Annotated in this window: 10 protein-coding genes; 6 read left to right on the forward strand and 4 right to left on the reverse strand. The window is 62.2% G+C overall.

Annotated features, from left to right (window positions below; all coding sequences use genetic code 11):
- Positions 1–150: 150 nt before the first annotated feature.
- On the forward strand, positions 151–927 hold the full coding sequence (locus tag C1949_RS08690) for an SDR family NAD(P)-dependent oxidoreductase (protein ID WP_104738089.1): 777 nt from the start codon (positions 151–153) through the stop codon (positions 925–927).
- On the opposite strand, the gene C1949_RS08695 is transcribed toward C1949_RS08690, so the two are convergent.
- Together C1949_RS08695 and C1949_RS08700 are read right to left on the reverse strand one after the other, a co-directional pair.
- A complete protein-coding gene (locus tag C1949_RS08695) occupies positions 906–1,850 on the reverse strand; it encodes an alpha/beta hydrolase fold domain-containing protein (RefSeq protein WP_104738090.1) in 945 nt (314 codons plus the stop codon). The two genes, C1949_RS08690 and C1949_RS08695, sit on opposite strands and share 22 nt — an antisense overlap.
- Complete coding sequence (locus C1949_RS08700; RefSeq protein ID WP_104738091.1) at positions 1,834–3,309, reverse strand: flavin-containing monooxygenase; 1,476 nt, start codon at positions 3,307–3,309, stop codon at positions 1,834–1,836. The genes C1949_RS08695 and C1949_RS08700 overlap by 17 nt, the downstream gene beginning before the upstream one ends.
- Positions 3,310–3,402: 93 nt before the next feature.
- Between C1949_RS08700 and C1949_RS08705 the strand changes: the two genes are divergently transcribed.
- From C1949_RS08705 to C1949_RS08715, 3 genes are all read left to right on the forward strand, one after another.
- Positions 3,403–4,437, forward strand: a complete 1,035-nt coding sequence (locus C1949_RS08705; RefSeq protein ID WP_104738092.1) for an AraC family transcriptional regulator — start codon at positions 3,403–3,405, stop codon at positions 4,435–4,437.
- A 132-nt stretch (positions 4,438–4,569) separates the two neighbouring features.
- The gene (locus C1949_RS08710) at positions 4,570–5,748 is read left to right on the forward strand and encodes an acyl-CoA dehydrogenase family protein (RefSeq protein ID WP_104738093.1); all 1,179 of its coding nucleotides are present in this window, start codon (positions 4,570–4,572) and stop codon (positions 5,746–5,748) included.
- Between the two features lie 12 nt (positions 5,749–5,760).
- Complete coding sequence (locus tag C1949_RS08715) at positions 5,761–6,903, forward strand: acyl-CoA dehydrogenase family protein (RefSeq protein WP_104738094.1); 1,143 nt, start codon at positions 5,761–5,763, stop codon at positions 6,901–6,903.
- A gap of 130 nt (positions 6,904–7,033) precedes the next feature.
- On the opposite strand, the gene C1949_RS08720 is transcribed toward C1949_RS08715, so the two are convergent.
- Together C1949_RS08720 and C1949_RS08725 are read right to left on the reverse strand one after the other, a co-directional pair.
- Positions 7,034–7,810: an outer membrane protein OmpK gene (locus C1949_RS08720; protein WP_104738095.1), complete on the reverse strand. Its 777-nt coding sequence runs from the start codon at positions 7,808–7,810 to the stop codon at positions 7,034–7,036.
- Positions 7,811–7,976: 166 nt separating this feature from the next.
- Positions 7,977–10,502, reverse strand: coding sequence for a bifunctional diguanylate cyclase/phosphodiesterase (locus C1949_RS08725; protein WP_104738096.1), 2,526 nt, complete (start codon positions 10,500–10,502; stop codon positions 7,977–7,979).
- Positions 10,503–10,686: 184 nt separating this feature from the next.
- Here C1949_RS08725 and C1949_RS08730 point away from each other — a divergent pair, with 184 nt between their 5' ends.
- Together C1949_RS08730 and C1949_RS08735 are read left to right on the forward strand one after the other, a co-directional pair.
- Positions 10,687–11,046, forward strand: a complete 360-nt coding sequence (locus C1949_RS08730) for a CidA/LrgA family protein (RefSeq protein WP_104738097.1) — start codon at positions 10,687–10,689, stop codon at positions 11,044–11,046.
- Positions 11,043–11,765: an LrgB family protein gene (locus tag C1949_RS08735; RefSeq protein ID WP_104738098.1), complete on the forward strand. Its 723-nt coding sequence runs from the start codon at positions 11,043–11,045 to the stop codon at positions 11,763–11,765. Before C1949_RS08730 ends, C1949_RS08735 begins: the two co-directional genes overlap by 4 nt.
- Positions 11,766–11,803 lie beyond the last annotated feature (38 nt).

Consider the following 11,803-nt stretch of genomic DNA (forward strand, 5'->3'; position numbering starts at 1 on the left):
GGCTACGTGGCCATCGCAGCGCTAAGAGTCAGCTAAACATGCTCATTTACTGTTCGTAAACTGCGCTGTTTCGCCAACGCTTGCCTTGCGCTGACTGCCTCGCCGACGCGTTCAGCACCGCTAGCCCGGAACTGAAAACAGGACATATTCATGCAAGGTGCAGTATTGATTACCGGCGCGACCTCCGGGTTTGGCGCCGCCAGCGCGCGCTGTCTGGCGCGGCAGGGCTGGCCGCTGATTCTCTGTGGTCGCCGTCTGGAGCGCCTGCAGGCGCTGGCCGATGAATTGAGTGAGCTGACTACGGTGTTGCCGCTGCAGCTGGATGTGCGCGATGCCATCGCCGTGCAGCGCGCCATCGATAATTTGCCGGAGCCGTTCTCCGGGATTCAGGTGCTGGTCAACAACGCCGGGCTGGCGCTGGCGCCGGGACCGGCACAGGCGGTCGAGCTGAGCGACCTGCACACGATGATCGACACCAACATCACCGGGCTGGTCAACATGACACACGCGGTGCTGCCCAGGCTGATTGCCTGGGGCAGCGGCGCGACCGTTATCAACATTGGTTCCACTGCAGCTGGCAATCCGTATCCGGGCAGTCATGTCTACGGTGCCAGCAAGGCGTTCGTGCAGCAGTTTTCCTACAACTTGCGCTGTGACCTGCAGGGCACCGGCGTGCGGGTGACTGATTTGGCTCCGGGTATTGCCGAGACTGAGTTCAGTCTGGTGCGCAATGCCGGGGACTCGGGTGCCGCGGACAAGGTCTATCAGGGCACAGTACCGCTCACCGCCGACGATGTAGCCGCACAGGTGGGTTACATCGCCGCGCTGCCTGCGCACATGAACATTAATCGGCTGGAAGTGGTGCCGGTGCGTCAGGCCTGGGGGCCTTACGCGATTCACCGGGATCAGCTTACCGAGTCGGCCTGAGCGCTGTTCACAAAGTCAACCACCCGCTGCAGTGCCGCATCAGCGCTGTGCAGCAGCCCAGCGTGGGCCTGAAATACATGCCACAGGTCCTCGTAGCGCTCCAGCCGTACGGCGACATCGGCTGCGCGCGCGGCTTCGGCCAGCCGCAGGCTGTCGTTCAGCAGCACCTCGTCTTCACCGACCTGCAGCAGCAATGGCGGCAAGCCCTTGAGCTGGCCGAACAGCGGCGACACCATCGGATCGGCGCGGTCCAGCCCGGCCGGGCAGTAGGCGTCGCGGGCGCTGTCTAGCCAGGACGGATGCAGCAGTGGGTCGCCGGCCGCAGGCGCGTGCAGCTGCTCGGCAGTCATATCGGTAACCGGTGAAAAGCAGACCAGCGAGGCGGGCAGCGGCAGCTTGAGCGCGGCCAACTTTTGCGCCGTCACCAGTACCAGGTTGCCGCCTGCCGAATCGCCGATCAGGGTGATCTGCGCGGGCGTATAGCCTCGCTGCAGCAGCGCCTGATAGGCGGCGACCGCATCGTCACGGGCCGCCGGTGCCGGATACGCCGGGGCCAGTCGGTAATCGAGTGCGCAGACATCAAACTGACCACGGCTGGCGAGCGCCGAGCAGATGCCCCGATGGGTCTGCGGGGAGCCGATGACGAAGGCGCCGCCATGCAGGTACAGCAGCACGCGACCGTTGCCCCCAGCGGCCGGGCGGTGCCACATACAGGGTCGTCCGGCGATCTGCTCTGCGCTGCGGCTGACGCCTTTGGCCAGCGGCATGCCGAGGGTCAGCAGGCGCAGGATTATCGCCTGCAGGAAAAACGGAATGGGTGGCCGCACTAGACCGCGAAACAGCAGTTTCAGCATGCCGCGCAGAAAGGCGCGCAACCCGGGCTGCCCTGGATTGCGATACAGCTCATCAACGTACCTGGACATAATCGCTCCATGTCGGTTTGCGGGTCATGTATCGATAGGTGAAGGTAAAGCCGGGCCAGTTGACGGTCTGTTTGCCGTCGGCGGTCAGATACCAGCTCTGGCAGCCCTGAGCCCAGATTGTGCCGCGGGCGTCATCCTGCAGCTGCCGGTTGTAGCGCGCCTGCACTTCGGGCTGCAGATCAAGGTAGCGCAGGCCACGGTCGCGCACGGCCTTCACGCAGGCAATCACGTAGCGGAACTGACTTTCCAGCATATAGATAATCGAGTTGTGGCCGAGGTTGGTATTTGGCCCGTAGAGCACGTACAGGTTGGGGAAGCCGGCGACCGAGATGCCTTTGTAAGCGTCGGCACCGTCGCGCCAGGCTTCATTCAGCTCGCTGCCGTTGAGCCCGGTGATGCGTATCGGCGCGAGGAATTCGGTGGCGGCAAAGCCGGTGCCATAGATCAGCACGTCGGCCGGGTGCAGGGTGCCGTCCTGGGTGATTACACCCTCTGGCACGACCTTCTCGATACCGTCGGTGACGACATTGACGTGAGGCTGATTCAGCGCCGGATAGTAGTTGTTGCTGATCAGGATACGCTTGCAGCCGAGTGGGTAATCCGGGGTCAGGGCCGCGCGCTTGGCTGGGTCGCTGATGTTGCGCTGCAGGTGGCGCAGCGCGGTCTTTTCGCTGCTTTTGACCAGCGCCGGGAAATGCACGAAAGCCAGCGCGCGCACTTCGTGGGTCAGGTACTGCCAGAGCCGGTCCAGCTGGTGTAGCAGCGGCAGGCGGCTTAGCCAGCGGCGGCGTGAATCGCTGTATTCGCGATCGTCCTTGGGTAGCACCCAGGCGGCGTTGCGCTGGTACAGGTCAAGCTGAGCCACCTCGGGCACGATCTGCGGTACGAACTGGATCGCCGAGGCGCCGGTACCGATGACCGCGACCCGCTTGCCCTTGAGGTCAACGTCGTGCTGCCACTCGGCCGAGTGGAAGGCCGGGCCGGCAAAGCTGCCGAGCCCTTCGATGTTCGGCATCAGCGGGCGGTTGAGCTGGCCGGTGGCGGCGATCAGATTGCGCGCGACCAGGGTTTCTCCGCTGCTGGTAGTGACCTGCCAGCAGCCGCTGTCGGCGTCAAAGCGGGCTTCGCTGACTTCGCAATTGAGGCGAACGCGCTGGCGCAGGTGGTATTTGTCGGCGCAGTGGCGGATGTAGGCGTGAATTTCGTCCTGGCGGGCGTACTTGTGCGGCCAGGTGGTGCGCGGCTCAAACGAGTAGGAGTACAGGTGCGAAGGTACGTCGCAGCCGGAGCCCGGATAGTGGTTGTCGCGCCAGGTGCCGCCAATGTCGGCGGCCTTTTCCAGCAGCAGAAAATGGCTGATGCCGGCGCGGTCGAGCTGGATGGCCATGCCAAGGCCGCCAAACCCGCTGCCAATGATGATGGCGTCGAGTGGTGCGGCAGGTGAGCTTTTTTTAGTCATTGTGTGCTTCCTCCTGTGCGACTGATATTAGGCCTTGTCTATCACTGGGGGTATGGCATAGTCGGTCAAAAAATTGTGAGTTTCGGACACGTCATGACTGCTACTGCTCCTCCCTGGCCGCGCCTGCGCAATATCGGCAGCGTTCAGTTGCTGACCCAGCTGGGCACCGAGCTGGGCCTCACCGTTCCGCAGTGCCTGCAGGGCACCGGACTGGATGTCATGGCGCTGGCCGATGGTCAGGCCCGGGTCGAGGCGGCGCAGGAGCTGCAGGTGGTCAGCAACCTGCTCGCTGGCCTGCCTGGTCAGCCGCTGCTCGGCCTGTTGGCCGGGCGTCGTTACCAGCTCAGCCGGTACGGCATCTGGGGTTATGCGCTGCTTAGCAGTGCTTCGCTGGGCGAGGCGCTGGAGATGGGGCTGCGCTATCTCGACCTGACCTTCGCCTTTTGCCGTATCCATGCCCGTGAGGACGCCAGCGGTCGTTGGCTGGTCATCGATGACCGCTGGATTGAGCCGTCTCTGCGGCGCTTTCTGTTGCTGCGTGACAGCGCCGCAACCGCGCGAATTCAGCGTGAACTGACCGGGCTGAGGCAGCCCTTCAAATCAGTTCGGCTGACCCTGCCTGCACCGCCGGATGCTCTGTTGAATGCCTACACCGAAGCCTATGGTTGCACCCCGCAGTTCGATGCCGCCGAAACCTTGCTTGAACTCGACCCGGCGCTGCTGGCCCGTGGTTTGCCTGGCGACAATCCGGCGATTCGGCAGGCCTGCGAGCAGCAGTGCCATCAACTATTGCAGCGCTACCGGGCGCGCGATGGCCTGGCCGGGCGGGTGCGGGAATTGTTGCTGGACGGTGGTGCGACCCTGCCGGACATGCCCACGGTCGCTGCCCGGCTGCATCTGACTGAGCGCACCTTGCGTCGCCGTCTTGATGGCGAGCGGACCAGTTTTCGGCAGCTACAGGAGGAAACCCGTGAGGCGTTGGCAGAAGAGCTGCTGCGGGTACCGGGGTTGTCGCTCGAGGAGGTGGCGCAGCGACTGGGTTACGGCGAGGTCTCCAACTTTGTCCATGCGTTTCGGCGCTGGAAGGGAATGACTCCACGGCAGTTTTGCCGTAGCGCCCGGGCCTGACGCATCAGCCTGAATGATGGGTGACTATTCGGTCAGTCAAGAGCCGCTTCCGTGCGGCGCCGGCCGGAGTATCTTTGTGGTCTGACCGATTCAGCGTTTCCTGCAGATAAATCACAACAAAGGAGAATGCCCGTGGCCGATCTGGATGTGTTTCGCCAGCAAACCCGCGCCTGGCTGGAAGAGAACTGCCCGCAGAGCATGCGCACACCGCAACGCTCGGACAACGATGCCTGCTGGGGTGGGCGTAAGTTCACGTTCGCCAGTGAAGATCAGAAACTCTGGCTCGAGCGCATGGCGGCGCGCGGCTGGACCGCGCCCGAGTGGCCGACCGAGTATGGTGGCGGTGGCCTCAGCCAGCAGGAGCATAAGGTGCTGCGCGAGGAAATGGCGCGCATCAACGCGCGTCCGCCGCTGTCCAGTTTCGGGATCTGGATGATCGGCCCGGCGATTCTCAAGTTCGGCTCCGAAGAGCTCAAGCGTCAGCATCTGCCGCCGATCGTCCGCGGTGAGATCCGCTGGTGTCAGGGCTACAGCGAGCCGGGTGCCGGCTCCGACCTCGCCGGCCTGCAGACCCGTGCCGAAGTCCACGGCGACCACTTTATCGTCAATGGCCAGAAGATCTGGACCTCCTACGCCGACAAGGCCGACTGGATGTTCTGTCTGGTGCGTACCAACCCTGATGCCAAGAAGCAGCTGGGCATCAGTCTGGTGCTGTTCGACATGACCACCCCCGGCGTGAGCACCCGCCCGATCAAGCTGATTTCCGGCAGCTCGCCGTTCTGCGAAACCTTCCTGGACAACGTCCGGGTAGAGAAAAATCAGGTGGTCGGCGAAATTAACGCCGGCTGGACCATCGCCAAGTACCTGCTGACCCACGAGCGGGAAATGATCGGTGGCATGGGTCGCACCGCGGCTGGCCAGAAGACCCTGCCGCAGATTGCGGTGGATGCCGTTGGGCTGGAAGACGGCAAGTTGGCCGATGGCATGCTGCGCGGTGAGCTGGCGACATGGGATCTGGACGCGGCTGCCTTTGCACTGACCGCCGAGCGGGTGCTGGATGAAGCCAAGGCTGGGCAGGGCGTCGGCGCGGCTTCGGCCATGCTCAAGTATTACGGTACCGAGCTGAACAAGCGGCGGCAGGAACTGATGGTCGCGCTGCATGGCAGCGATGCCATGGTCTGGGAAGGAGAGGCGTCACGCGAAGGTGTCATTCCTCGCACCTGGCTGCGCTCCAAGGGCAACTCGATCGAGGGCGGTACCACCGAGGTGCAGCTCAACGTCATCGCCCGCAATATCCTCGGCCTTCAGTAAGGGAGCACTGTCATGTCTGCATTGGTACTTAACGAAGAACAACAGATGCTCAAGGACGCGGCCAAGCGTTTCATGAGTGAAAGTGCACCGGTCAGCCAACTGCGAGCGCTGCGCGACAACCGCGACGAAACCGGCTTCTCCCGCGAACTGTGGCAGAGCATGGTCGAGATGGGTTTTGTCGGCACCCTGATCCCGGAAGCGCTGGGCGGTGCCCAGTTCGGCTACGTCGGTATGGGCCAGGTCAGCGAACAGGCTGGCCGCAACCTCAGCGCCTCACCCTTGATCTCGACCGCCATTGGCGGTGTGGCTGCGCTGCTGCTGGCCGGTTCCAGTGAGCAGCAACAGGCGCTGCTGCCGCAGGTTGCCGAGGGCAGCCTGTTGCTGGCGCTGGCCGTTGACGAAGCACCGCGTCACGCGCCGAATCGGGTGGCAACCCGGCTGCAGGTGGCCGATGGCGGGTATCTGCTCAATGGCCGTAAGACCTTTGTGGTGGATGGCCACGTCGCCGACAAGCTGATCGTGTCAGCGCGCAGCGAGGGTGCCGAGGGCGACCACGCCGGTATCAGCCTGCTGCTGGTGGACCGCAACGCCCCTGGCGTGAGTGTCGAGCGCACCATCATGGCTGACAGCCGCAATGCGGCGATTGTCAGCTTTGAGGACGTCAAGGTAGCAGCCGGTGATCTGCTGGGTGAGGCGGGCAACGCCTGGCCTGCGCTGGAACTGACGCTGGATGTGGTCAACGCGCAGCTGGCCGGTGAGCTGCTGGGCCTGTCGCTGGAGGTGTTTGAGCGCACCGTTGCCTACCTGCAGGAGCGTAAGCAGTTTGGGGTTGCGCTGAGCACCTTCCAGGCGCTGCAGCACCGCTGCGCGCATCTGTTCAGTGAGCTGGAACTGGTCAAGTCGGCGGTGTTGAAGGCGCAGATGGCGCTGGATGCGGGTGATGCCGAGGCGGCGCAGTGGGTCAGTCTGGCCAAGGCCAAGGCCTGCGAGGTGGCTGAACTGGCGACCAACGAAGCGGTGCAGATGCATGGCGGTATGGGCATGACCGACGAGTTTGATATCGGTCTGTTTATGAAGCGTGCGCGCAGTGTGCAGGCGTTGTTTGGTGACTACCGCTACCACGCCAACCGCTTTGCGGCGCTGCGGGGTTACTGAGGGGGAGGGCCGAGTTTCAACTCGGTCAAGGTGTTGCACGGTGGCTGCTGGTCGAGCGGGAGCTCGACCCTCCCGGGTGCCACATGCATAAAAAAACCGCAGCCTTGGCTGCGGTTTTTTTATGCCCTGATCAGAAGTGAACTTTGACGATCAGGTTGGTGGCGCTCTGGTTGGTGTCCAGACCGAAGGTACCGTTCGAGATGCCGTACTTGTGCTTCCAGTAATCGTACTCGATACCGGTATACACCTGCTTCTCGGACCAGCCCAGCGCCTTGCCCAGATCGTATTTGATCTGCGGGTTGATGTGCAGGTTGGCGTGGTAGTTGTCGCCGTCGTTGTCGACAACCCAGTCGATAAAGCCGTCGATCAGCACGTCGGAGTTGCCCACCGGTACGGTGTAGGCCCAGACCGGGGTGATCTGCCAGATACCGCGGCCGCCTTCGTCGTTGTCGGCATGACGGTAGTAGGTGTTCAGTTGGAAGTAGTCGAAACCGGGGATGTTCAGGTCAACGGCCGGGCCGAGCAGGTAGTTCTTGATGTCGTGACGACCGAACTCGTAGGTGCCGGCCAGCAGGACGTCGGTGATCGGGCCGAAGGCAAAGCTCTGGCCGGTGATTTTGCTCAGCGACAAGCGCGGCGAGATTTCACCGTAGTAAGTGCTGTTGTCGCCAGCTGCGTTGGTGCCGCCGTTGTAGTGGATACTGTCGAAGAAGGCGAACAGGTCACCCTTGGTCCAGCCGCTGGCGTGTTCCAGAGTAACGGTCTGCTGGGTGTCCGGGTCGACCTGGAAGTCGGTGCCGTACAGGTAGGTAATGCTGTTGTTCTGCCACAGCAGGGGATAGGCGTGTGCAAGGCTGCTGGCCAGCATCAGGGTGCTACCCAGTGCGGCGCGGGTCAGGCTGTTCATGGATGTTGCTCCATTTCGTATTGGCATTATGGGTGTAAAGCTGGGGGTCAGCTGACCTGATGGCCGACCTGACCGCTAATCCGGCGCGCATGGTATAGCAAAATGCGGCTGGAAGCAGCGGCTGACGCGGCCTTTGCTACATTTTGCCGCGCTGTGGGGCGCCGCGTCAGGGCAGGATGGCAGCCGAATTTTTGCTCGCCAGCAGGGTTTCGGCGCTGGCGCAGTCCAGCGGCTGCCCCCAAAGAAAGCCTTGGATTGCCTCGCACTCCAGCTGTTGCAGCAACTGGAGCTGCCTGGCAGTTTCCACCCCTTCGGCCAGGGTGCTGATGCCGAGGTTGTGTGCCATCTGAATGATGCTGCGGACCATGTCGGCGCTGCCCTGGTCGTGGTCGATGTCTTGCACGAAACTGCGGTCGATCTTCAGGGTGTCGACCGGGAAGTGGCGCAGCTGGGCCAGAGAAGAAAAACCGGTGCCAAAGTCGTCAATCGCCAGCCGCACGCCGAGCTGACGCAGGCTGCTCAACTGCAGGCGCGCCTGCGCCGGGTCTTCCATGGCCGTGCCTTCGGTCAGCTCAAGTTCCAGACACTCAGGGGGAATCTGGTAGCTTTCCAGTAGCTCAGCAATTTGTTCGGCCAGGTCGGTGCTGCGGAATTGTACCGCGGACAGATTGATCGCGAGGAGGGTGTCGAGACCCTTATGGCGCCACCGCGCCAGTTGAGCCAGGCCCTGCTTGAGTACCCAATGGCCAATCTGGGCGATCTGACCGCTGCTCTCGGCAACGGGTATGAATTCCGCCGGAGAGATGCTGCCCAGAGTCGGATGCTGCCAGCGTAGCAGCACCTCAAAGCCAGTCAGGCGTTGCCCCACCAGTGCCCACTGGGGCTGGTAGTAAAGGCAGAGTTCATTGTGTTCAATCGCGGTGCGCAGCGCGTTTTCCAGCTCCATCAGACGCGACATACGTGCCTGCAGATCGGCGGTATAGAACTGCACATTGTTGCGCCCGCGCTGTTTGGCCAGGTACATGGCCGCGTCGGCATGCTGCACCAGGCTTTCCAGGTTATCGCTGTCGTTGGGGTACAAGGCGATGCCGATTGAGGCACTGGTGGTGGTGACGTGGTTGCCAAAATGCAACGGTTCGAGCAGATCGCCGAGCAGCCGCTGCGCGGCGTGCATCGCGCCCTGCGCTTCGATATCGGGCAGGGCGAGGATAAACTCGTCGCCCCCCTGGCGCGACAGGATGTCTTCGGTGCGCAGATGCGGCCGCAGTCGCTTGGCGACGGCGCAGAGCAGTTGGTCGCCAGCGCGATGACCAAGGGTGTCGTTGATGTGCTTGAAATGATCCAAGTCGATCAACAACAACGCCACCGATTGCTGGTGGCGTCGTGCCTGACCGAGTGCCAGCGTTACCCGCTGTCGGAATAGGGTCTGGTTGGGCAGCCCGGTCAGGGAGTCGAAATGCGCCAGGTGGAGAATGCGCTCTTCCTGCTGTTTTAGCAGGCTGACGTCGCGTACTAGCAACACATGCCCGTTGGGGCGGCCGCCGAGCTTGCGGGTGGATACGGATAACTGCAGCCACAACGCTTGTCCGGGCTGCTCGAGGATAAAAGGCTGGCTCTGTGCATAGCCGCGCTTGCTGGCATTGCGCATGGTTTGCCTGCATTGTTGCAGCAGGTCGCCGCTCAACAACTCTGGCATTGACTTACCGATCATCTGTTTTGGGTCGACCTTCAGTCTGGCGTCGGCCGAGGCATGACAATTGATGATGCGCTCTCGCTCATCCAGTTCGAACAGCATGTCCGGAATGGCATCAAAGGTGGCCTGAAGCTGGGCGCGAGAGCGGGTCAGCTGGTCATACGGCTGCTCGATGGCCTCGACAAAGATGCCTTTGTACAACAACCAGTAGGCAATCACCTTGAACACATGGCCCAGCAGGTTGAACTGATCGGTGAAGCTGGTATACAGGGTAAAACAGAGTTCGCCCAGCGCCATCGCCAGCGAGGCGCAAAATAGCGCGGTGACGTTGAACGGCTGCGGCTCGCGGATGCTGCGCCAGAAGCAGCAGGCGGTGAACAGATGAACGGCAATCAGCAGGTATTCGAGGCTGACTTTGTAGGCGGTCAGCCCCTGCCCACCGACAAAGGTGCGTGGCAGCAGGTACGGATGCCTGAACACCGTGAGGTATACCATCGTCACCGCAAACAGGCTGAGGCCGAGGATCGCCCAGCGTTCTAAGCGATGACCGGACGCTTTCCATGGACGCAGTGCAACCCAGAGCATGGTTCCGGCGGCCATGCCGCGTGCCGCCAGCCAGAAGTTGATGGCCTTTTCCGGGTCCGCCGGGGTGATAAAGACGGGCATGCCTTGAAACGACAGCATATGGCTGAAATCGAGCAGTGCGACCCCGGCAAAGCCGCAGGCCAGGCTCAGCAGGGTGTCGGTCTTGAGACGCCGGTAACAGGCCCAGCTGATGGCAAACACCAGCGATGCCGCGATGATGGCCAGTGTCTCCAATAGCATGTGCAGAGGCAGATAACTGGCCGGATCGTGCAGCCATTGGAGGGGCGGCAGCAATGCCACGGCCACCAGTGCCAGGCACATTGCGCCAAGCAGCAGAACGGCCCGACGCAGGCCGGTTCTGTGGCTGGAGTCGCGGCTGGAGAACAGCCACAGGTGGCGCAGCGGGATTGGCATGAACTCGATACAACATCTGATTCGGGTAAATGTGAAAGCAGCTCACCTTATCAGCGCTTTGTCGATTGTCCATTGATCCAGGTCGGTATTTGCCCGAAAGATGCGTTTTTGGTCGTCTGGCACTAGGCACTGGGAGGCCGAGTGTTTACCCTTTCAGGGTCTCTATCCTGCTGGATTCAAATCAATGCTCTTACGCGGAATGACCTGGCTGGTGTTCTTCCTGTTGCTGGGCACCGGACTCAATGTCCTGCTGTTGCCGTTTCTCCCAGGACCGATCATCGGCATGCTGCTGATGGTGGTGTATTTGAGCGTGCGCGGCGGTGTGAGTGAGTCGATCAGCCTGGCCGCCAGCGGGCTGCTGACCTATCTGCCACTGATTCTGGTGCCGCCGGCTGTGGGCGTCATGGCTTATGGTACCCAGATCATGGCTGACGCTACCGCAATCTTGGTGACGCTTGGCGTGTCACTGGCCGTCAGTCTGCCGTTCTGTGGCTGGCTGATGCAAAAAATGATCGAGCGTCAGGATCGGAGGAAGGGTCAATGAGCGGCACGCTGTCTGATGCCTGGCAGGCGATTGTTGCCCATCCGCTGTTTTGGGTAGGCGCTACGCTGGCGGCTTATCAGTTCGGGCTGGCGCTGTACCAGCGTACCCGGCTGGCGGTGTTTCATCCGGTGCTGGTATCGACTCCGGTTCTGGTGCTGGCCATCTGGCTGGCCGGTGAGGACTATCCGCACTACCGCGACGCAGTGCAGCCGTTGCTGGTGTTGCTGGGCCCGGCGACTGTTGCGTTGGCTGTGCCGCTATACATGAACCTCAGACGCATTCGCAGCTATCTGGTGCCGGTGCTGACCTGCCTGCTGGTAGGGGGCACGGTTGCGACCGTGCTGACGATCCTGCTGGCCTGGGCGCTGGGTGCCGAGAATATGATCATGATGACGCTGGCGCCCAAGTCGGTAACCTCGCCAATCGCGATGCTGGTAGCCGAGCAGATTGGCGGTGTTGCCGCGCTGGCGGCGGTGTTCGTGATGTTCACCGGCGTGTTGGGGGCTATCTTCGGGCCGATGTTGCTGCGCGTTTGCGGGGTAGATCACCCGGCGGCTTGGGGCATGGCGATGGGCCTTACCGCGCATGCAGTCGGCACCTCGCGAGCACTGGAGCAGGGCGAAGAGGCCGGTGCCTTTGCGGCACTGGCGATGAGTCTGATGGGGACGGCAACGGCGTTGTTGTTGCCGCTGGCGGTATCCATCTGGATGATGTGGTAGGCAAACCGTCGGTCGGACGCAGTTTTCTGGACTAATCT

This window comes from Halopseudomonas oceani, assembly GCF_002903165.1.
Lineage (GTDB): Bacteria > Pseudomonadota > Gammaproteobacteria > Pseudomonadales > Pseudomonadaceae > Halopseudomonas > Halopseudomonas oceani.

Bases quoted from the DNA above. Each gene is read 5' to 3' on its own strand.
- C1949_RS08690 (WP_104738089.1), top strand. From the start codon at position 151: ATGCAAGGTGCAGTATTGATTACCGGCGCGACCTCCGGGTTTGGCGCC.
- C1949_RS08695 (WP_104738090.1), bottom strand. From the start codon at position 1,850: ATGTCCAGGTACGTTGATGAGCTGTATCGCAATCCAGGGCAGCCCGGG.
- C1949_RS08700 (WP_104738091.1), bottom strand. From the start codon at position 3,309: ATGACTAAAAAAAGCTCACCTGCCGCACCACTCGACGCCATCATCATT.
- C1949_RS08705 (WP_104738092.1), top strand. From the start codon at position 3,403: ATGACTGCTACTGCTCCTCCCTGGCCGCGCCTGCGCAATATCGGCAGC.
- C1949_RS08715 (WP_104738094.1), top strand. From the start codon at position 5,761: ATGTCTGCATTGGTACTTAACGAAGAACAACAGATGCTCAAGGACGCG.
- C1949_RS08720 (WP_104738095.1), bottom strand. From the start codon at position 7,810: ATGAACAGCCTGACCCGCGCCGCACTGGGTAGCACCCTGATGCTGGCC.
- C1949_RS08725 (WP_104738096.1), bottom strand. From the start codon at position 10,502: ATGCCAATCCCGCTGCGCCACCTGTGGCTGTTCTCCAGCCGCGACTCC.
- C1949_RS08730 (WP_104738097.1), top strand. From the start codon at position 10,687: ATGCTCTTACGCGGAATGACCTGGCTGGTGTTCTTCCTGTTGCTGGGC.
- C1949_RS08735 (WP_104738098.1), top strand. From the start codon at position 11,043: ATGAGCGGCACGCTGTCTGATGCCTGGCAGGCGATTGTTGCCCATCCG.